The 18090-nt window shown below is 71.3% G+C and carries 23 protein-coding genes; 13 read left to right on the top strand and 10 right to left on the bottom strand.

Annotated features, from left to right (window positions below):
* Positions 1-5: 5 nt before the first annotated feature.
* The 3 genes from ACWEQG_RS28520 to ACWEQG_RS28510 form a co-directional block, all read right to left on the bottom strand.
* Positions 6-1349, bottom strand: coding sequence for a glycoside hydrolase family 36 protein (locus ACWEQG_RS28520; RefSeq protein ID WP_452289357.1), 1344 nt, complete (start codon positions 1347-1349; stop codon positions 6-8).
* Between the two features lie 71 nt (positions 1350-1420).
* Complete coding sequence (locus ACWEQG_RS28515; RefSeq protein ID WP_363462847.1) at positions 1421-1789, bottom strand: group I truncated hemoglobin; 369 nt, start codon at positions 1787-1789, stop codon at positions 1421-1423.
* A gap of 246 nt (positions 1790-2035) precedes the next feature.
* Complete coding sequence (locus tag ACWEQG_RS28510) at positions 2036-2965, bottom strand: AMIN-like domain-containing (lipo)protein (protein WP_452289355.1); 930 nt, start codon at positions 2963-2965, stop codon at positions 2036-2038.
* Positions 2966-3394: 429 nt separating this feature from the next.
* Here ACWEQG_RS28510 and ACWEQG_RS28505 point away from each other — a divergent pair, with 429 nt between their 5' ends.
* Positions 3395-7006: a galactose-binding domain-containing protein gene (locus ACWEQG_RS28505; protein ID WP_452289353.1), complete on the top strand. Its 3612-nt coding sequence runs from the start codon at positions 3395-3397 to the stop codon at positions 7004-7006.
* Positions 7007-7080: 74 nt separating this feature from the next.
* Here the strand turns inward: ACWEQG_RS28505 and ACWEQG_RS28500 are convergent, their stop codons facing one another.
* Positions 7081-8208: a GH12 family glycosyl hydrolase domain-containing protein gene (locus ACWEQG_RS28500; RefSeq protein ID WP_452289352.1), complete on the bottom strand. Its 1128-nt coding sequence runs from the start codon at positions 8206-8208 to the stop codon at positions 7081-7083.
* Positions 8209-8396: 188 nt separating this feature from the next.
* On the opposite strand from ACWEQG_RS28500, the gene ACWEQG_RS28495 reads away from it, so the two are divergent.
* Positions 8397-8747 carry a DUF488 domain-containing protein gene (locus ACWEQG_RS28495; protein WP_363462843.1) on the top strand — a complete coding sequence of 117 codons (351 nt, stop codon included), beginning with the start codon at positions 8397-8399 and terminating at the stop codon, positions 8745-8747.
* Positions 8748-8883: 136 nt separating this feature from the next.
* On the opposite strand, the gene ACWEQG_RS28490 is transcribed toward ACWEQG_RS28495, so the two are convergent.
* The 6 genes from ACWEQG_RS28490 to ACWEQG_RS28465 form a co-directional block, all read right to left on the bottom strand.
* On the bottom strand, positions 8884-9459 hold the full coding sequence (locus ACWEQG_RS28490) for an alkaline shock response membrane anchor protein AmaP (RefSeq protein ID WP_452289350.1): 576 nt from the start codon (positions 9457-9459) through the stop codon (positions 8884-8886).
* Positions 9460-9528: 69 nt separating this feature from the next.
* A complete protein-coding gene (locus ACWEQG_RS28485; protein WP_452289348.1) occupies positions 9529-10137 on the bottom strand; it encodes a DUF6286 domain-containing protein in 609 nt (202 codons plus the stop codon).
* Positions 10112-10450 (bottom strand): Asp23/Gls24 family envelope stress response protein, encoded by a 339-nt coding sequence (locus tag ACWEQG_RS28480; RefSeq protein WP_452289346.1) that lies wholly within the window; start codon positions 10448-10450, stop codon positions 10112-10114. Before ACWEQG_RS28480 ends, ACWEQG_RS28485 begins: the two co-directional genes overlap by 26 nt.
* A complete protein-coding gene (locus ACWEQG_RS28475) occupies positions 10447-10632 on the bottom strand; it encodes a hypothetical protein (protein WP_452289344.1) in 186 nt (61 codons plus the stop codon). The genes ACWEQG_RS28480 and ACWEQG_RS28475 overlap by 4 nt, the downstream gene beginning before the upstream one ends.
* A gap of 2 nt (positions 10633-10634) precedes the next feature.
* Complete coding sequence (locus tag ACWEQG_RS28470; RefSeq protein ID WP_452289342.1) at positions 10635-10973, bottom strand: hypothetical protein; 339 nt, start codon at positions 10971-10973, stop codon at positions 10635-10637.
* Positions 10970-11446 carry an Asp23/Gls24 family envelope stress response protein gene (locus ACWEQG_RS28465; RefSeq protein ID WP_452289340.1) on the bottom strand — a complete coding sequence of 159 codons (477 nt, stop codon included), beginning with the start codon at positions 11444-11446 and terminating at the stop codon, positions 10970-10972. Before ACWEQG_RS28465 ends, ACWEQG_RS28470 begins: the two co-directional genes overlap by 4 nt.
* 337 nt (positions 11447-11783) lie before the next feature.
* Here ACWEQG_RS28465 and ACWEQG_RS28460 point away from each other — a divergent pair, with 337 nt between their 5' ends.
* The 11 genes from ACWEQG_RS28460 to ACWEQG_RS28410 all read left to right on the top strand — a co-directional run bounded on the left by ACWEQG_RS28460 (position 11784) and on the right by ACWEQG_RS28410 (position 18085).
* Positions 11784-12344, top strand: a complete 561-nt coding sequence (locus tag ACWEQG_RS28460) for a hypothetical protein (RefSeq protein ID WP_452289338.1) — start codon at positions 11784-11786, stop codon at positions 12342-12344.
* Between the two features lie 5 nt (positions 12345-12349).
* Positions 12350-13780, top strand: coding sequence for an SRPBCC family protein (locus ACWEQG_RS28455; protein ID WP_452289336.1), 1431 nt, complete (start codon positions 12350-12352; stop codon positions 13778-13780).
* Between the two features lie 63 nt (positions 13781-13843).
* Positions 13844-14260: a gas vesicle protein GvpJ gene (gvpJ, locus tag ACWEQG_RS28450; protein ID WP_346225314.1), complete on the top strand. Its 417-nt coding sequence runs from the start codon at positions 13844-13846 to the stop codon at positions 14258-14260.
* Between the two features lies 1 nt (position 14261).
* Positions 14262-15053 carry a GvpL/GvpF family gas vesicle protein gene (locus ACWEQG_RS28445; protein ID WP_452289334.1) on the top strand — a complete coding sequence of 264 codons (792 nt, stop codon included), beginning with the start codon at positions 14262-14264 and terminating at the stop codon, positions 15051-15053.
* Positions 15054-15072: 19 nt separating this feature from the next.
* Positions 15073-15306 carry a gas vesicle protein GvpG gene (locus tag ACWEQG_RS28440; protein ID WP_169981626.1) on the top strand — a complete coding sequence of 78 codons (234 nt, stop codon included), beginning with the start codon at positions 15073-15075 and terminating at the stop codon, positions 15304-15306.
* A 6-nt stretch (positions 15307-15312) separates the two neighbouring features.
* Positions 15313-15747 carry a gas vesicle protein GvpO gene (gene gvpO, locus ACWEQG_RS28435; protein ID WP_452289332.1) on the top strand — a complete coding sequence of 145 codons (435 nt, stop codon included), beginning with the start codon at positions 15313-15315 and terminating at the stop codon, positions 15745-15747.
* Positions 15744-16235 (top strand): gas vesicle protein, encoded by a 492-nt coding sequence (locus tag ACWEQG_RS28430; protein ID WP_452289330.1) that lies wholly within the window; start codon positions 15744-15746, stop codon positions 16233-16235. Before gvpO ends, ACWEQG_RS28430 begins: the two co-directional genes overlap by 4 nt.
* On the top strand, positions 16228-17064 hold the full coding sequence (locus tag ACWEQG_RS28425; RefSeq protein ID WP_452289329.1) for a GvpL/GvpF family gas vesicle protein: 837 nt from the start codon (positions 16228-16230) through the stop codon (positions 17062-17064). The genes ACWEQG_RS28430 and ACWEQG_RS28425 overlap by 8 nt, the downstream gene beginning before the upstream one ends.
* Complete coding sequence (locus tag ACWEQG_RS28420) at positions 17061-17360, top strand: gas vesicle protein (RefSeq protein ID WP_452289327.1); 300 nt, start codon at positions 17061-17063, stop codon at positions 17358-17360. Before ACWEQG_RS28425 ends, ACWEQG_RS28420 begins: the two co-directional genes overlap by 4 nt.
* Entirely contained in the window at positions 17357-17782 is a 426-nt protein-coding gene (locus tag ACWEQG_RS28415) for a gas vesicle protein K (protein WP_452289325.1), read from the top strand. The genes ACWEQG_RS28420 and ACWEQG_RS28415 overlap by 4 nt, the downstream gene beginning before the upstream one ends.
* Positions 17783-17848: 66 nt before the next feature.
* The gene (locus ACWEQG_RS28410) at positions 17849-18085 is read left to right on the top strand and encodes a hypothetical protein (RefSeq protein ID WP_452289323.1); all 237 of its coding nucleotides are present in this window, start codon (positions 17849-17851) and stop codon (positions 18083-18085) included.
* Positions 18086-18090 lie beyond the last annotated feature (5 nt).

Genomic DNA, 18090 nt, shown 5'->3' with positions numbered 1-18090 from the left:
CTCAATCAGACGAGCGGGGCGGGGTCCCCGGGCGTGAGCAGGCGCCGGGTGGTCTCCAGGCCCCACGCGTCGAGGCCGTACAGGCGGTCGCTGGAGGCGCGCAGGCCGCCGTAGCGCTCCACTGTGCGGGCCCAGTCCTCCCGGCGCTCGACCTCCGGGCGGAGCATCAGGCAGTCGGGGTCGTTGATCCAGAACCTGCCGTGCTGCCAGGCGCGGGCGACGGTGTTCCTGGTCGCGTTGGCCTGGCTGGGCTCGGTCGGATGACCTGTGGGGCTCTGCCAGTAGGCGGCGATGTCGGGGCCGACCCGCATGGCGTCGACCATGCCGACCGAGGGCAGGATCGGGGCGCCGCAGCCCAGCAGGTACGCCTCCGGCCCGATCGCCTCCCGGATGAGCCGCAGGCCGCGCCGGTAGGCCTCCACGCCCGTCACGTCCTCATGGCGGCGGCCCTCCAGCGCCCCGGCGTACACGAAGTCGATTTTGACGTAGTCGACGCCCCAGCCGCGCATGGTGCGCAGCACGTCCGTCAGGTATTCGGCCGCGCCGGGGTGCGTGAGGTCGAGCGCGGCGCAGGAGTCGCCGAGGACGTCTCCCGCGACGACGGGTTCTCCGCTCTCCGGATCGGTGACCAGCCATTCGGGGTGGGCCGAGAACAACCCGCTCTCGCGCGCCACGACCATGGGGGCGATCCAGATGCCGGCCCGCCGTCCGTGGTCGCGGATGCGGCGCAGCAGACCGGGCAGGTCGTCGAAACGGCCCGACGAGACCAGCCAGTCGCCCGGCGCCGCCTGGTAGCCGTCGTCGATCTGCACCACGTCCACGGGGAGCGCCAGGTCGTCCATGGCCGCGAGGTTCTCTTCGACGTCCCGCTGCGTGACGCCGGAGAAGTACTGGTACCAGGAGCACCAGACCGTGGGCGACGGGCGCGGCCGCACACCGCCGGCCTGCTCGGCGAAGGCGTCGCCCCAGCGGGCCAGCGCCGCCTCCAGGCCGTCGTCGGCCGTCGTATGGCGCACGGGGGCGTCCGCGGCGATCACGACCCGCCGCCCGTACGGCCGTGCCTCGACCACCGGGACGCGGGCGGCGGCGCTCTCGGCCCCGAACACGTGGACCGGCCCGCCGTCTCCGGGATCGACCGCCAGCAGCCCCTCGCCCCGGAACACGCCCTCGTCGGGGGCCGAGCAGTAGTGGCAGTCGATGACGAGCGAGTTCGGCAGCGTCACCCGGTACGGCGTCTCGGCCAGCGGGAGGGGGGCCGTCAGGCTCCAGGACTGCCAGCCCTCGGCGTACACGCGGGCCCTCGCCGGGTCCACGTCCAGTGTGGTGATGTCCTCGGTCGCGATTCTCATCACGACCAGTCCAGCCATGAACCGGTTAAGGGTCAAGATCTGTCTCACCGCGTGGACGGAGCGCCCAAGCCTCAGGCGGCGACGGCGCTCTCCACGATCTGATCTTTCAACGGAGCCAGGGCGCCGGCGATGGATCCGATCGTCTCGGCGTCGACGCCGCACGTCTCGAGCGCCCCGGCCAGATGGAGGACCACCTGGCCGAACTCCTCCGCGGTGATGCCGAGCCCGGCGTGCGCCTCGCCCATCGACTTGCCCCGATACTCCTGCGGGCCGCCGAGCGCCGCGGCGACGAAGCTGCGCTGGTGCGCCTTGAGCTTGGCCATGTCCGCGTCCGCGAAGTAGCCGCGCAGCATCGGGTCGGCGACGACCCGCGCGTAGAACACGTCGACCACGGCCGCGACCGCGTCCGAACCGCCGATCCGATCGAAAATGGACCCCATACGCTTTCCTCCCGCACCTGCGTGACCTCGTGCCCATGACGATCGCCACGGATCGTTACGGACCGATGACGGGACGGAAATACCTGCGTAGCAGGGCGCTCACCCTGTCGATACGACCGAAAGGCCACTCGCGGGTGCCGCTTCGAATGCGACTCGGGGGGCGAGCGGCAGGCGGCGTGCACCGATCGAGGGCCGGTCCCGGAGAGGGGGTTCGCCCCCGCCCTGACGAGCCCGGCCCTCATGCCGTCACGGTTCGAGGCTGTCCGGGATGGAGTCGGAACGGCCCTTCGGGCGCTCGGTGCGGCCGCGGGCGTCGTAGATCTTCACCCAGCGGATGCCGGGAAGCCGCTTGAGCGTGGGCATGATCTCGTCGGCGACGGTGAACGCCGACCCCCCGCTCGTGACGGAACCGGTGAGCCGCACGTGGGCGACCCCGTCCCGCACGACGACCGAACGGACGCCCGTGGCTCCCGACGCGACGAAACGCAGACCCTTGGCGTACTCGGCCTGCGTCGGCCCGGCGAACAGCCGCTGGAGCGCGCCGCGCGCGGTGGACGGCGGCGTCACCGGCCGCGACACCGCCACCGTGTACGGCCGCCGGCCCGCGGCGTACGCCCGGGAGTCGAGGAAGTACGTCCTCACCGGCACGGTCCGGTAGGGCGTCTTGACGTCCACGACCACCCGGCTCGGGCGGGTGAGGGTGTAGACGCGGTAGGACGACTTCCGGGCCAGGCCGATGCCGAACGTGAGCTCCGCCTCGAAGTCGCCCGCGTTGACGACCTGGATCACGCCGGGCAGCGCGAAGGTCTCGCGAGCGGGCCCATAGGTGGGGCGCCCGTTCCCGTCGTGGCCGGCCGCACCGCCGAAGCGGAGCCCGAGGATCGCGTCACCGGCCACCGGGACCGTGCGGCCCGAGCCGTCGGCGATCAGCCGGGACACGTAGTGGGCGCTCCGCCGCGCCGGGAGCGGCCCGCTGAACTCGAAGACGACCCGGTCCAGTCCGGGGTGATGCGAGGCGCGTACGTCGACCAGGGTCGCCACGCGGGGAGCCGCATGAGCGGCGGCCGGACGGACGGACGTGGCGGCGGCCGGGGTGGCCGGGACCGCCAGCAGGGTGGTCGCGCTCACCAGCGGCACGGCCAACGCCGCGAGCGAGCGCTTGGGGGGCAGAAACATGAGGGCTCCTCTGCCGGGTTCCTTTCGCGAGTTGGGGGACCCGCGAGCGGGCGCCGGACCCGTTTCCGGCACCGGCGCCCAATTGAAGTATCCCCAGGTGGACACGGATCGGGGACGGGCCTTTCGGCCCGACTTACCTTCCCCGTTGACGGCGACGTGGGCCGTATGTAACATCTGGGCAACCTGATGTAAAAAATTTGCAGTTCTAAATCGAGACTTTGCGGTTCTCCGCAAGTTCCGGCAGGAAGCACTGCGTCCGTGCGCCCCGCCACCGTCACCTTTCGTGTGTGAAAGGACCTGAGGTGATGTCGGCCACGGCAGTGGGCAACCGGTCGCCGCCGCGACCTCGTACGCCCTCGGTCTCCAAATCCCCCCACGACCGCGGATCGGATGGCCCGCGGTCGGTTCCTGCCGGACAGAGGAACGCCAATGTCGAAAACGCACGTCCCCTTATCGCGCCTGATCGCTGTGCTGATCGCGGCCTGTCTGCTCGCCGTGGCCGCGCCCCTCTCCCCCGCCTCGGCCGCCGGCGGCCCCAACCTCGCCGCCGGCAAGACCATGAAGGAAAGCGCCCACGCCGACGTGTACGGCGCGGGCAACGCCAACGACGGCAACCAGGCGACCTACTGGGAGAGCGCCAACAACGCCTTCCCGCAGTGGCTCCAGGTGGACCTCGGCTCGGCCGTCAGCATCGACCAGCTGGTGTTGAAGCTCCCCAACCTGTCGGCCTGGCAGACCCGCACGCAGACGCTGTCGGTGCTGACCGGCACCACCGACAACCCGACCACCACGACGGTCCCCTCCGCCGGCTACACCTTCAACCCGGCCGGCGGCAACACCGTCACCATCAACTTCACCGCCACCACCGCGCGGTACGTACGGCTGAACATCACCGCCAACACCGGCTGGCCCGCGGGGCAGATCTCCGAGTTCGAGGTCTACGGCCCGAGCAACCCCGGCGGTGACGATCAGAAGCCGACCGCTCCGGGCAACCTGGCCTACACCCAGCCCGCCTCCGGGCAGATCCGGCTCACCTGGAACGCCTCCACCGACAACGTGGGGGTGACCGGGTACACCGTCTACGCCAACGGCACGCAGCGCGGCACGGTGGCCGGCAACGTGCTCACCTACACCGACAACCAGCCCGACACCGCCACGGTGTCCTACTACGTGACCGCCAAGGACGCCGCCGGCAACGAGTCCGGCCCGTCCACCACCGTGACCCGCACCGGGACCGGCGGGCCGGGCGGCACCAACCTGGCACTCGGCAAGCCGATCACGGCCAACGGCTCTGTGTTCACCTTCGTGGCCGCCAACGCCAACGACAACAACACCGCCACCTATTGGGAGGGCGCGAGCGGCAGCTACCCCAACACCCTCACCGTGGCGCTCGGCGCCAACGCCGACATCTCCCAGGTGAACGTCAAGCTCAACCCCGACAGCTCCTGGGGACCGCGCACGCAGACCATCCAGGTGCTGGGCCGTGAGCAGAGCGCGGCCGGGTTCACCAACCTGACCAGCGCGACCCAGTACTCCTTCAGCCCGGCCACCGGCAACTCGGTGTCCATCCCGGTGAGCGGCCGGGTCGCGGACGTGCAGCTGAAGTTCACCGGCAACTCCGGCGCCCCGGCGGGCCAGGCGGCCGAGTTCCAGGTCGTCGGCGTCCCCGCCCCCAACCCCGACCTGACCATCAGCGCCCTCAGCGCGTCCCCGGCCTCCCCGGTGGAGACCGATCCGGTCACGCTGACCGCGACCGTCAAGAACATCGGCAACGCCGCCTCCGGCGCGACGAACGTGAACTTCTACTTCGGCACCACCAAGGTCGGCACGGCGAACGTGGGCGCGCTCGCGGCCGGCGCCTCGGCCACCGTGACGGCCGACATCGGCCGGCGCGACGCGGGCAGCTACCCGCTGAGCGCCAAGGCCGACGAGTCGAACGCGGTGATCGAGCAGAACGAGACGAACAACTCCTTCACCGCCTCGTCGCCGCTGGTCGTGCGGCCGGTGGACAGCTCCGACCTGGTGGCCTCTCCGGTGAGCTGGTCGCCGGGCAACCCGGCCGGGGGGAATCCGGTGACGTTCACCGTGGCGATCAAGAACCAGGGCACGGTCGCGTCGGCGGGCGGCGCCCACGGGATCACGCTGACGATCGTCAACGACGCCGGGACCGTGGTGAAGACGCTGACCGGCTCCTACAGCGGCGCGATCGCGGCCGGCGCCACGACGAGCCCGGTGAACCTGGGCACATGGACGGCGGTCAACGGCAGATACACGGTGAAGACGGTGCTCGCCGCCGACGCGAACGAGTTGCCGGTCAAGCAGGCCAACAACACCTCCAGCCTGCCGTTCTTCGCCGGCCGCGGCGCGAACATGCCGTATGACATGTACGAGGCCGAGGACGGCGTGACCGGCGGCGGGGCGACGGTCGTCGGCCCCAACCGGACCATCGGCGATCTGGCCGGCGAGGCGTCCGGCCGCAGGGCCGTGCGGCTCACCACGACGGGCAGCTACGTCGAGTGGACGACCAGGGCAAGCACCAACACCCTGGTCACCCGCTTCTCGATCCCGGACGCGCCGGGCGGCGGCGGCACCGACGCCACGCTGAACGTCTACGTCAACGGCAGCTTCCTCAAGGCCGTCAACCTGACCTCGAAGTACGCCTGGTTGTACGGCGCCGAGGCGAGCCCCGGCAACTCGCCGGGCGCGGGCGGCCCGCGGCACATCTACGACGAGGCCAACGTGATGCTCGGGACGACCGTCCCGGCGGGCAGCAAGATCCGGCTGCAGAAGGACGCGGCCAACACCTCCACGTACGCGATCGACTTCGTCAACCTGGAGCAGGTGTCGGCGATCCCCAACCCCGACCCCGCGGCGTACGCCGTGCCCGCCGGGTTCACCCACCAGGACGTGCAGAACGCGCTCGACAAGGTGCGGATGGACACCACGGGCAAGCTCGTGGGCGTCTACCTGCCGCCGGGCGACTACCAGACGTCGAGCAAGTTCCAGGTGTACGGCAAGGCGGTCAAGGTGGCCGGCGCCGGGCCGTGGTTCACCCGGTTCCACGCCCCGTCGACGCAGGAGAACACCGACGTCGGCTTCCGGGCGGAGTCGTCGGCCAACGGCTCGGTGTTCTCCGGGTTCGCCTACTTCGGCAACTACACCACCCGAATCGACGGGCCGGGCAAGGTGTTCGACTGGCAGAACGTCGCGAACATGACGATCGACAACATCTGGGTCGAGCACCAGGTCTGCATGTACTGGGGCGCGAACACCGACAACATCACGATCAAGAACTCGCGGATCCGCGACACCTTCGCCGACGGCGTCAACATGACCAACGGCAGCACGGACAACCTGGTCTCGAACATCGAGGCGAGGACGACCGGCGACGACAGCTTCGCACTGTTCTCGGCGATCGACGCGGGAGGCGCCGACGAGAAGAACAACGTCTACGAGAACCTGACCGCGATCCTGCCGTGGCGCGCGGCCGGGATCGCCGTCTACGGCGGGTACGCGAACACGTTCAGGAACATCTACATCGCGGACACGCTGACCTACTCCGGCATCACGATCAGCTCGCTCGACTTCGGCTACCCGATGAACGGCTTCGGCGCGAGCCCGCCCACCGTGTTCGACAACATCTCGATCGTCCGCGCGGGCGGCCACTTCTGGGGCCAGCAGACCTTCCCGGCGATCTGGCTGTTCTCCGCCTCGAAGGTGTTCCAGGGCATCCGGGTCAGCAACGTGGACATCGTCGACCCGACGTACTCGGGGATCATGTTCCAGACGCAGTACCTCGGCGGCCAGCCGGTCAACCCGATCAAGGACACCGTCTTCACCAACGTCTCGATCTCCGGAGCGCGCAAGAGCGGCGACGCGTTCGACGCGAAGTCGGGCTTCGGCCTGTGGGCGAACGAGATGCCGGAGCCGGGCCAGGGCCCGGCGGTCGGGTCGGTGACCTTCAAGAACCTGAGGCTCAGCGACAACTACCAGGACGTCAGGAACACGACGTCCACCTTCACCATCGACATCACCCCCTGATCACATGAGAAACGCCGCCGGAGAGGCTTCTCTCCGGCGGCGCCTGCTTCTCGAGAACACTCCTCAGGGACGTGTCACGAACAGCGGGTGCCGTTCAGGGTGAAGCCGGTCGGGTTGCCGTTCGAGCCGCTCCAGGTGCCCTGGAAGCCGAACGAGACGTTGCCGCCCGCCGGGATCGAGCCGTTGTACGACAGGTTCCTCGCGGTCACCGACGACCCGTTCTGGGTGACGTCGGCGCCCCAGTAGCCGGTGATCCTCTGCCCGTTCGGGAAGGAGAAGCCGACATTCCAGCCGTTCACCGCGCTGGAGGAGGTGTTGGTGACGGTCACGTTGCCGGTGAACCCGCCCTGCCACTCGTTCTTGCTGTAGCTCACCCGGCAGGCGCCGCTGCCGTTGCCGCCGGTCGGCGAGACGGCGGGGGACGGCGAGGGGTTCTGGACCACGCCGCCGATGCTGTAGGAGAAGTTGTTCACCGCGAGGCCGGCGCCGCCCACCCAGGGCTCGAATCCGGCCTGGACGCTGGTGAGATACCACGACCGCTGGCCGTAACCCCTGTTCACCATGTCGTCATAGAAGGTCCGCACGGCGAAGTTGATGGAGTTCGTCGGGGAGGTGCGGACGTAGGAGACGACGTTCCAGCCGGTGTTGCCGTACCAGACGTCCCATGTCCCGCCGGCGAGGTTGACCGTGCCGACCTTCGAGCCGACGGGCTGGACCGAGCCGGTGTGGTTCAGCCAGACCATGAGCTCGGCGCCGGTGTTCTGGCCGTCGCGGCGCGGCGTGGGATCGAACCAGATGTCGTACGCGGCGTCGTAGACCCCCGAGCCCGGGTAGCTCATGCTGACGCTGGTCTGGACCGTGTTGAACTGGCTGTTGCTGACCGCGAGGGGCAGTCCGCTGCCGCTGGAGCAGTTGTTGTAGTGGCAGCCGGCGTAGACCGCGGGATAGGACGCGGGCGCGCCGTTCTGCGCCTTGTTGTGCCCCGCCTGCGTCACCGTGAAGCCGGTGTTGGTGACGTTGATGCACTGCTGGGCGTCGCTGCCCCAGACGTTGTTGATGACGACGTACTTGCCGCCCTGGATCGTGGTCGATCCGTACTTCTCGCAGATCGTGGTGTCCGCGTGCGCCGCCTGACCGACGACGAGCGACGCGGCGACGGAGCCGAGCATGGCGAGGCCCGCCGTGATCATTCGCATCCTCATGTTCCGGACCATAGACACGGGCCGAGACGGGCGACATGGGACATTTTGATCGACATCGTGGACGAAATCCCGACCAGCGACAACATCCTTACCGTGAGTGAAAGTTTCACTTACACGTCCTGTCCGGCTGCCGGACGCCCGGCGTACGCCGTCACCCGCTGGGGAGGATGGCCGCAGGAGGTGAGGCGATGGCCGTCACGGTGCGTCGTGTGTACGAGGACCCCGCGCCCGGGGACGGGACGCGGGTGCTGGTCGACCGGGTGTGGCCGCGCGGCCTCACCAAGGAGGCCGCTCATCTGGACGAATGGGTCAAGGACGTGGCGCCGTCCGGCGAGCTGCGCTCCTGGTACGGCCACGTCCCGGAGAGGTTCGCCGAGTTCCGCAGCCGCTACCTGGCCGAGCTCGGCGACCCCGAGCGGCGCGCCGCCCTCGACCGGCTGCGCCGGCTCATGGAGAACGGTCCGCTGACCCTGCTCACCGCGACCAGGGACGCCGAGCACAGCCAGGCCGCCGTCCTCGCCGAGGTCCTGTCCGGCTGACCCGTCCTCGCAGTGGCCCATACGTCGGCGCCGGGCCAGAGCACCTTCGCCGTGACCTGCGGCACGCAGCACGACCTGTGACGGCTCCGGAGGGCGGGCACTCGAGCCGGGGGCCGCTCTCCACCCGCGGGTTCGCTCAGTGGGTCGCGCGGGTCCGGTGGCCGCCGGTGAGGTGGAGCCGGACCATCGCGGGAAGGCGGTGCAGGCCGAGCGTGGTGCGCAGGTTCGGGACGGCCTCGTCGTGCAACCGCGTGACCAGCGCCCCGAGGTCGGCCGGTTCCGCGGCGGACACACCCAGGTCGAGGCGCGGGTGCTCGGACGGGCCGCGCAGCACGGCGTGCGCCCTGCGCACGTCCGGATAGGCGCTGACCTGCTCCGCGAGGGCCTCACTCGCGGGATGCGCGTCGACCTCGGTGACCCCCGCGGTGCCCGACTCGAGGCGCAGTCTGCGCGGCCGGTCGACCCGCAGCAGCGCCAGCAGCCAGGCCAGCCCGATGAGCGCGAGCACGACGCCCACGGCGGCCAGGACCGGCCAGAACCACGGCGTCGCCGCGGCGAAGCTCCTGGTCCCGGCGTCCAGCACGGGGCGCCGCGCGGCGGCGCCGCCGAAGGCGCCGAGCGCCCGCGCGAGTGCGAGGCCGCCCGCGACCAGCGGCACCAGCCCGCACAGGGCGAGCCCGATGCGGTTGCCCTTGCCCGATCTCGTCCTCACAGCCGATCTCCTCCAGCGCTTGTCCGCCGGCGTGCGCAGCGGGCCTCCTATGCCACACGGCCTCGCGGGTCAGGACGGACCGTGGACCCGGACGTGCAGCGCGATGGGGTGGGCGGGGGCGAGCCGGGCCAGTTCGTCGCCGACGGCCGCCCGCACGCGCTCCCCGATCGCCGCCGTGTCGCGCAGGTCGGTCCGGACCGACACGTCCGCGTGCCAGCCGCGCATCCGCGCCCCGGCAGCGCGCACCCCGTCCACCGCGTTCGCCCTGGCTCTCAGCGCCCGTGCCAACGTGCGGCGCGGCAGGCCGACCATCAGGTCGGGGTCCCCGGTGCGCAGCGCGACCATCCGCCCCCGTCCGGGTACCGCCGCGATCAGCATCAGCACCAGGCCGATCAGGACCAGCGCGGCCGCCACCGCGAGGGCCCGGTCGTCGTTCCAGGCCGTGGTGCTCGCCCAGCGCGCCCACTGCTCGTACGGCACGATCCCGATGGGACGCCCCAGCAGCGCGGCGACCACATGGGCGGCGGTCAGCCCGCCGATCGCCAGCAGCGCGAGCGCGGCGACCGCGGCGGGCAGCCCCCGGCTGGGCCGGAAGGCCCGGGTGGCTCTCGCACCCTCGAAGCCCCGTGTCGGGACGAAGAGCGGGAGCCTCTCAGACGGGCCTCGTCCTTCGGTCATGCCCCCTCCTCGGCCCGGGCCCCTGCTCGGGCACCAGCTCCACGACCTCGATGTCCACGTTCTCCACGGTGATGCCGGTGAGCTCCCGCAGCCGCCGCCGCACGTGTTCGCGGATCTCGGCGGCCAGCCGCGGCACCGGCGCGGGGTAGCGCACGGCCAGGTCGCAGTGGACCGCCGCGACCGCCCCGCTCACCGACGCCGACACGTGGGGCCGGCCGGTCACGTGGTCGTCCTCGCTCGCCAGCCTCTCGGCGATCTTCCTGAAGGCGCGGTCCGAGATCGTCGTCGTCCCGCGCGCCGCCGGCTCGCTCACTGCCGTCTCGGGTGCATCTGCGGCATGTGTACGCCGCCTTCGAGCACCATGCCGACGAAGAACCCGACGATCCCGAGGACCAGGACGATGAGGAACGCGCTGAGGCCGCCGAAGGCCCCGACGATCCCCAGCACGACGCCGAACAGCAGTCCGACGAGGGCCCAGACCGGATACCCTTCCATGATCAACCATCCCTTCCACTGTCGTCAGTGACCACGTCGGCGATCGTCACGTCCACCCTGCGGCCGCCCGCCAGGCCGCCGATCGCGTCGCGGACCAGGTCGGCCACCTCCGGCAACGGCCTGCCGTACCGGGCGACGACGTCGACCTCGATCGCGTCGTCCCGTACGGCCACGCCCGGGACCTGACCACCGGGCAGGTACGTCGCGACCACCCCGAACGGCCCCCGGGACAGGCCGGCGACGTCGGGGCACGACAACACACGGTCGGCGAGCCGCCGGGCGGACACCTCGTGTTCCTCGCCCTCCGGCTCCATGTCCGCCCTCTCGGGAACGGTGTTCACTGGACTCGCGGCTCCCCTTCGGCGGGCTGCTGCGCCCCCTCCTGCCTCGGCAGGTGGACGTCGTCGACCGCGATGTTCACCTCGGTGACCTCCAGCCCGCACATGCGCTCCACCGCGCGGATCACGTGGCTCCGCACCGCCTGCGCGAGGTCGGGGATCGCGACGCCGTACTCGACGATGAGGTGGATGTCCACGGCGGCCTGCCGCTCGCCGACCTCCACCGCCATGCCCCGGGTGACACCGTCCTCGCCGCCGAACGCGCCCCTGATCGCGCCGAACGCGCGGGCCGTGCCGGTGCCGAAATCGTGGACCCCGTCGATCTCGCGGGCCGCCATGCCTGCGATCTTGGCGACCACGCCGTCGGCGATCGTGGTGCGGCCCCGCTCGGTCACCAGGCCGGAGCCGCCCTGCACCCCGAAAGACCGTCCGGACGCCTGCTCGACGGTCGCGGTCGACGTTTTGGTTTCGGTCATGTGACTCCCCCGCTTCGTACGCGCGGTTCGTGCCGCTTCCCGCCGATACATGCCCGTGATACCCAATTCGCGCACAGTAATCAGACCAGGCAGGGCGAGGTTGGGTCAGCGGAAACCCTCGAACCCCCCAAGAGGGGTGGGCCTCGGCGCAACAGAGGCCGACGGCCCTAACGCGGAGATCAAGCCCAACCAAAACTGCCCGGTATGTCCGAGATCGAGTTTTTCTGTGTCTGTCTAGGGCATTCATACCGTTCAGTCGGGTCGCAGCGCCGCGCGGCGAACCGGGAGATCGTCCGGGGGCCGGCGCTTCGGGGGCGGGCCAGTAGGAGGCGCGATCATGAAAGACGGACTGAAGGTGGCTCTGGCGGTCATCGCGGGCTACTACCTCGGCCGGCACCAGAAGCTCCGTTTCGCGCTGATGCTGGCGCTGGCCATCCTCGCCGCCCGCCTGAAGGGTGAGGGAGCGGCGGGCGCCCTGCTGGAGCAGGTTCCCAAGATCCTGGGTGGAGCCGCCCCCGACGTCGGCAAGATCACTGAGCGCGTGCGCGGCGATCTGCTGGACATCGGCAAGGCGGCGGCCATGCGCGCCACCAGCAAGCAGATCGACAACCTGAGCGACAAGCTGCACGAGCGCGCCGAGGCGCTGCGGCACCCCAAGGGCAAGGGCCGGGCCGCGGAGGAGGAAGAGGAAGAGCAGGAGCGGCCGGAGGAGAGCCGCCGCCGCGCCCCCCGCCGCCGCCCGCCGCAGCGCGAACCCGAACCCGAACCCGAGGAGGCCTACGACGAGGAAGACGAGTACGAGGAGGAGCCCTACGAGGAGGAGGCCGAGGAGCCCGAACCCGAGGAGCGGCGCCGGCCCCGGATCCGTCCCACCCGTCCCGTGCTGCGGAGGAGGTGAGACCGATGACCGAACAGACGCGGGAACGCGCCCAGGGCACGCGGGCGCCCGACGAGGGGACGCTGCCCACCCAGCGGCTCGGGCAGGAGTTCCAGAACCTCGCCACGGCTGTCGCGGAACGCGCCCTCTCCCGGGTCGCCGACAAGATCGACGGCTTGGCCGGCCGTCTCACCGACTACGTGGAACACGGCGGCTCGGGGCTGCTCAGCGCGCTCACCGGCAAGGAGGGCGGCGGACGGAACGTGCTCGGCGGGGTGCTCGGCGGCCTCACCGGCGGCCGGGACGCCCGCACGCTGCTCAAGACGGTCGCCGACCGGCTCGGCGCGACGGGCGGGGGCGGCCTGCTCAGCGCGCTCACCGAGGGCGGCGGGGGCGGTCACCCCGTACGCGCGGCCCTCATGGCGTACGGAAAAGAGAAGATCAAGGGCTTGTTCGGCGGCGGCGGCGGGGGCAAGGGCCGTAAGGGCAAGAAGCTCAAGGTCACCAACATCGTCGAGTCGCTCGACGTCGGCGCGCCCATCCGACTGGTCTACAACCAGTGGACGCAGTTCGAGGACTGGCCGAGCTTCATGAAGAAGGTCGAGACCGTCGAGCAGAAGTCCGACGAGAAGCTCGGGTGGAAGGCCCAGGTCTTCTGGTCCCACCGCACTTGGGAGTCGACCATCATCGAGCAGGTCCCCGACAGCAGGATCGTCTGGCGCTCGCAGGGGCCGAAGGGCTTCCCGGACGGCGCGGTGACCTTCCACGAGGTCACCCCCGAAATGACCCGGGTGCTCCTCGTCGTCGAGTATCACCCGCAGGGTCTCTTCGAGCGCATCGGCAACCTCTGGCGCGCCCAGGGCCGCCGGGTCCGGCTCGAGTTCAAGCACTTCAGACGGCACGTCATGACCAACGCCGTGCTGAACCCCGACGACATCGAGGGCTGGCGGGGCGAGATCCGCGACAGCCAGGTCGTCAAGGACCACGAGACGGCGCTGCGCGAGGAGCGCGAGCGGGAGGAGGGCCCCGAGGAGGCCGAGGAGTACGAGGAGCCCGAGGAGCCCGAGGAGTTCGAGGAGCAGGCCGAAGAAGAGGAGCCGTACGAGGAGGAGCCGTACGAGGAAGAGGAGGAGGAAGAGCAAGAGGAAGAGGAGCCCGGGCGGGCACGCAGGCCCGCCTACGCGGGCGCCGCGACCGGCGGACAAGGCGGGTCGGCCACCCGCGGCCGCGAGGCCGAGCGCGAGCAGCGCGGCACGCGGGCACCGGACAGGCGGCGCGAAGCGGAGGCCGGGCAGGGCCGCGGCGACGAGCCCCGCAGGGGCGAGCAGACGCGCGGGAACGAGGAAGCCGAGGAGCCGGGCGGGCAGACGCGCGGGGACGAGGAAACCGAGGAGACGGGCGAGCGGCGGAAGCCGGCGCGCCGTCCGCTGATCCGGCGCCGCCGGCCCTCGCAGTAGCGGATACGAGCGGCGGCGACGGCCAATGATCGCAGACATCACACAACCGAGGAGGGGAAACGCATGACGGTAGCCGTTCCACCAGCGGGTGGCGGCGGACTGCCGGGCCGGTCATCGGGATCGGGCCTGGCCGACGTCATTGACACGATCCTGGACAAGGGCCTCGTTATCGACGCCTACGTACGGGTCTCACTGGTCGGCATCGAGATTCTCACCATCGACGTACGCGTCGTCGTCGCGAGCGTCGACACCTACCTCCGTTTCGCCGAGGCGGTGAACCGGCTGGACCTGGCATCCCAGCAGCAGGGGCTGCCCGACCTCCTGTCGAGCGCGCCCCAGAGCATCGCTCGCGGCAAGTCCAAGGGCGTGGCCCAGGGCGTGCTGGAGGCGGCCGGCGAGAAGCTGCAGGACATGTTGGCGAGCTACGCGGAGGAGGAACCCGCCCCGCGTACCCGCCGTCGTCGACGGGAGGATGACTGAGATGTCGGGCTCCATCAAGCAGTCCGGGGCGGGCGACCGGGCCGAAGCCGCCCGGCCCAACACCGCGTGCTACGTCTACGGCATCCTCCCCGAGGACGTGGAGATCAGCGAGGACGCCGTCGGCGTGGGCGAGCCCCCCGGCCGGGTCACGATCATCCGCCACGGCGAGATCGCCGCCCTGGTGAGCGACGTGGACGTGGACCGTCCCCTCGGCCGCGCACAGGACCTGGTGGCCCATGAGCAGCTGCTCGACGAGGCCGCGGCCGAGGTCCCCGTGCTCCCCCTGCGGTTCGGCGCGGTGATGACCACGCCCGAGGCGGTCGTGGAGGAACTGCTCGCCCCGCACCACGACTCGTTCGCGGCCGCCCTCAAGCAGATCGAGGGGCGCGCCCAGTTCGTCCTCAAGGCGCGGTACGCCGAGCAGCCGGTGCTGGTCGAGGTGCTGACGGAGAACGCCGAGGCCAGACAGTTGCGCGACCGGATCAGGCAGTTGCCGGAAGAGGTGACCCGCAACGAACGGATCCGGCTCGGCGAGCTGATCACGCAGATCATCGCCGCGAAGCGCGAGGCCGACACGCAGGCCGTCGTCGAACGCTTCGAGCCCTTCACCGCCGGCGTGGTCGTCCGCGACCCCAGTCACGAGCGGGACGCCGCGCACGTCGCGTTCCTCGTCGAGAACGACCGCCAGACCGACTTCGAACGCGCCGTCGGGGAGTTGCGCTCCGAGTGGGGCGACCGGGTCGAGGTCCGCCTGCTCGGGCCGATGGCGCCGTACGACTTCGTCACCACCTGACTCATGAGGGGAGGCCGCCGTGGGACTGATCAGTGCGCTGTTCACCTGGCCGCTCGCCCCGGTCCACGGCGTGATCCGGCTGGGTGAGCTGATCCAGAAGCAGGTCGAGCATGAGCTGAGGGACCCCGCCGCGGTCCGGCGGCGGCTGGAGGCCATCGAGGAGGCCCGGCGCTCGGGCCAGATCTCCGAAGAGGAGGAGGCCCAGGCCGTGGAGGAGATCCTCAGGCTCATGAGCGGCCCGCGGAGGGGGTGATCGTCCATGCCTCCCCGGCGGAGAGCCCGCTACGACGAGGACGCCGCGCCGTACCGGCGGCGGGCCTCCTCCGGCGTGCCCGCCGGGGAGGACGGGCCGTACGACGAGTCCGCGGGCGACGACGAGGACGAGCGCAGGGGTGAGCGCGGGGCCGAGCCGCGCCGGCGCAGGGCCGCGCTGAACGCGGTGTCCGCCGGCCGGCTCGGCCTGCGGTACATCGCGGACCTGACTTCCAAGGAAACCGAGGGTGTCACGTCGGTGGAACCCGTGGAGAACGGCTGGCTGGTGGACGTCGAGGTCGTCGAGGATCGCAGGATCCCGTCCACCAGCGACATGCTCTCGATCTACGAGTGCCAGGTGGACGACGAGGGCAACCTCACGTCCTACCGGCGCACCCGGACCTACCGGCGCGGCACGGGCGCCTACGGCGGTGGGCTATGACCGATCCCCGCTCGCGTCCCGTCCTGCGTGAGTCGTACGCACCGACGCCCGTGATGGGCCGGGAGTCGACCAACCTGGGCGACATCCTGGAGCGCGTGCTCGACCGGGGCATCGTGATCGCCGGCGACATCCGGGTGAACCTGCTGGAGATCGAGCTGCTGACCATCAAGCTGCGGCTGGTCATCGCCTCGGTGGACACCGCGCGGGAGATCGGCATCGACTGGTGGGAGCGCGACCCGTGGCTCAGCGGCAAGGACCGCGAACTGGTCGAGGAGAACCGGCGGCTGCGCGAGCGCCTGAACGCGGTCGAGGAGCGCCTGCTCGCCTGGGAGGAGCGGACGGAGCTCGAAGCGGGCGGGCCTGCGGGCGAGCGTGCGGGTGAACGGGCGGGTGAACGTGGTGCGGGTGAGCGGCGGGGCGACCGCCAGGCCGAGGCCCGCGACAGGCGGCTCGGCCGTCCCCCCGGATCGGAGCCGGGTTATGAGTGAGATCCACATGGGCGCTCGCGGCCAAGGGGTCTACCTGTACGCGGTGACGCCCGGCAGGGAGCCCCCTCGTGACCTGCGTGGCGTGCTGGACGGGGTGGTCCGGCCCGTCTCCCACGGCGGGCTCGTGGCCCATGTCAGCGACGTGCCCCTTGACCGGTTCGGGGAGGAACCGCTGCGCCGCTCGCTGGAGGACCTCGACTGGGTGGAGGGAGTCGCCCGCGCCCACCACCGGGTCGTCGAGGCGCTGGCGGCGGCCGGGCCGACGGCCCCCGTGCGCCTCGTGACCGTCTACACCGGCGAGGAGCAGGTCCGCGACCTGCTCGACCGGCGGCACGACGACTTCGCCGCGATCCTGTCGCGGGTCGCGGGGCGGCGGGAGTGGGGCGTCAAGGCGTATCTGCGCAGGCAGACGCCGCAGCCCGCACCGGTGCCTCCCGCCACGACCACAGCCACGACCACGGCCACCGCCACGGCCGGCGGCGACAGCCCCGGCATGGCGTACCTGCGCCGGAAGAAGGAGAACCTGCGTGGCCGGGAGGACCTGTGGCGCGCGGCGGCCGAGCGGGCCGAGCACCTGCACGCCGAGCTGGGCCGGTTCGCGGTGGCGAGCCTCCGCCACCGCCCGCAGGACCCCCAGTTGTCCGGGCGAAGCGAGGCGATGGTGCTCAACGGCGCCTATCTGCTGGACCCTGCCCGCGAGGAGGAGTTCGCCGCCGTGCTCGACGGCTTCCGCGACCGGTTCCTGGACGTCGAACTCACCGGCCCGTGGGCGCCCTACTCCTTCACCTCGGTCGACCTCGGGGCCGGCCGGGCCGGAGGTCCGCGATGACGCCCGGCGGCACCCCGGCGTACCTGCCGGAGCGGCAGAGGGAGCCCTCCCTCACCGCCGGAGGCCGCCTGCCGCCCGAGCGCGTGGCGCTCGTCGACCTGCTCGACCGGCTGCTCGCGGGCGGCGTGGTGATCACTGGTGACATCGTGCTGTCGATCGCCGACATCGACCTCGTCCGCATCTCCCTGCGGGCGCTGCTCGGCTCCGTACGCGGCACCGAGCCGTTCGACCCGCTCGGCGAGCCGGACGCGGAGAGCGGGCGGCATCGGCCCCGCCAGGAGGGAGAGCGAGCATGACCGGCGCCGGTGGTGGGACCGGGAACGGAGCGTGGGACACCACGCGGGGGCCGTGGCGGGTGGGCGCGCCGACCGAGACGGACAGCGCGGACAGCGCGGACAGCGCGAACGGGACGGACAGCGCGGGGACCGCGAGGGCGGGCCCCTGGCGGCTGAACACCGACCCGGATGCGGTGCGGCGCGACCTGAGCCGCCTGGTGCTGACGCTCGTCGAGCTGGTGCGCCAGCTCGTGGAACGGCAGGCCATCCGGCGGATGGACCAGGGCGACCTGTCGGACGAGCAGGTCGAGACGCTGGGCGTGACGCTGATGCGCCTGGAGGAGGCCATGACCGAGCTGTGCGAGCGGTTCGACGTCTCGCCGTCCGAGCTCAACCTCGACCTGGGCCCCCTCGGCACGCTGCTGCCCACCGACAGGCCGTGACCGGCGGTGTGTACGGCCAGGTGGCAGGGGTAGGCGGAGGAAATCGATCGGAGCGGAGGAGTCGTCATGAGTGTCGTCGGCCGGGACGAGGTCCGTGCGCTGCTGGAGTCGCCGTCGCCCGACGCGACGCTGGTGCTGGTGGGCGGACGGTGCGAAATCGTGCCGGAGGAACGGGCCGAGGGCCTGGTGATCACCAGCCGGCGCGACCTGAAGAGCCTGGTGGGGGACGAACCGGTGGACGACCTGCGGCTCGGCGAGCTGGCGGACCGGCTCGACACGGTGGCCCGCGACCTGGGGGCGTGACAGGA

It is taken from the genome of Microbispora sp. NPDC004025, assembly GCF_053604425.1.
The sequence above is the reverse complement of the archived record's forward strand: the minus strand, read 5'-3'. Positions and strand labels throughout refer to the sequence as shown.

Bases quoted from the DNA above. Each gene is read 5' to 3' on its own strand.
- ACWEQG_RS28465 (WP_452289340.1), bottom strand. From the start codon at position 11,446: ATGACCGAAACCAAAACGTCGACCGCGACCGTCGAGCAGGCGTCCGGA.
- ACWEQG_RS28485 (WP_452289348.1), bottom strand. From the start codon at position 10,137: ATGACCGAAGGACGAGGCCCGTCTGAGAGGCTCCCGCTCTTCGTCCCG.
- ACWEQG_RS28425 (WP_452289329.1), top strand. From the start codon at position 16,228: ATGAGTGAGATCCACATGGGCGCTCGCGGCCAAGGGGTCTACCTGTAC.
- gvpO (WP_452289332.1), top strand. From the start codon at position 15,313: ATGCCTCCCCGGCGGAGAGCCCGCTACGACGAGGACGCCGCGCCGTAC.
- ACWEQG_RS28495 (WP_363462843.1), top strand. From the start codon at position 8,397: ATGGCCGTCACGGTGCGTCGTGTGTACGAGGACCCCGCGCCCGGGGAC.
- ACWEQG_RS28420 (WP_452289327.1), top strand. From the start codon at position 17,061: ATGACGCCCGGCGGCACCCCGGCGTACCTGCCGGAGCGGCAGAGGGAG.
- ACWEQG_RS28460 (WP_452289338.1), top strand. From the start codon at position 11,784: ATGAAAGACGGACTGAAGGTGGCTCTGGCGGTCATCGCGGGCTACTAC.
- ACWEQG_RS28520 (WP_452289357.1), bottom strand. From the start codon at position 1,349: ATGAGAATCGCGACCGAGGACATCACCACACTGGACGTGGACCCGGCG.
- ACWEQG_RS28500 (WP_452289352.1), bottom strand. From the start codon at position 8,208: ATGAGGATGCGAATGATCACGGCGGGCCTCGCCATGCTCGGCTCCGTC.
- ACWEQG_RS28510 (WP_452289355.1), bottom strand. From the start codon at position 2,965: ATGTTTCTGCCCCCCAAGCGCTCGCTCGCGGCGTTGGCCGTGCCGCTG.
- ACWEQG_RS28515 (WP_363462847.1), bottom strand. From the start codon at position 1,789: ATGGGGTCCATTTTCGATCGGATCGGCGGTTCGGACGCGGTCGCGGCC.
- ACWEQG_RS28475 (WP_452289344.1), bottom strand. From the start codon at position 10,632: ATGGAAGGGTATCCGGTCTGGGCCCTCGTCGGACTGCTGTTCGGCGTC.
- ACWEQG_RS28410 (WP_452289323.1), top strand. From the start codon at position 17,849: ATGAGTGTCGTCGGCCGGGACGAGGTCCGTGCGCTGCTGGAGTCGCCG.
- ACWEQG_RS28505 (WP_452289353.1), top strand. From the start codon at position 3,395: ATGTCGAAAACGCACGTCCCCTTATCGCGCCTGATCGCTGTGCTGATC.
- ACWEQG_RS28455 (WP_452289336.1), top strand. From the start codon at position 12,350: ATGACCGAACAGACGCGGGAACGCGCCCAGGGCACGCGGGCGCCCGAC.
- ACWEQG_RS28445 (WP_452289334.1), top strand. From the start codon at position 14,262: ATGTCGGGCTCCATCAAGCAGTCCGGGGCGGGCGACCGGGCCGAAGCC.
- ACWEQG_RS28430 (WP_452289330.1), top strand. From the start codon at position 15,744: ATGACCGATCCCCGCTCGCGTCCCGTCCTGCGTGAGTCGTACGCACCG.
- ACWEQG_RS28415 (WP_452289325.1), top strand. From the start codon at position 17,357: ATGACCGGCGCCGGTGGTGGGACCGGGAACGGAGCGTGGGACACCACG.
- gvpJ (WP_346225314.1), top strand. From the start codon at position 13,844: ATGACGGTAGCCGTTCCACCAGCGGGTGGCGGCGGACTGCCGGGCCGG.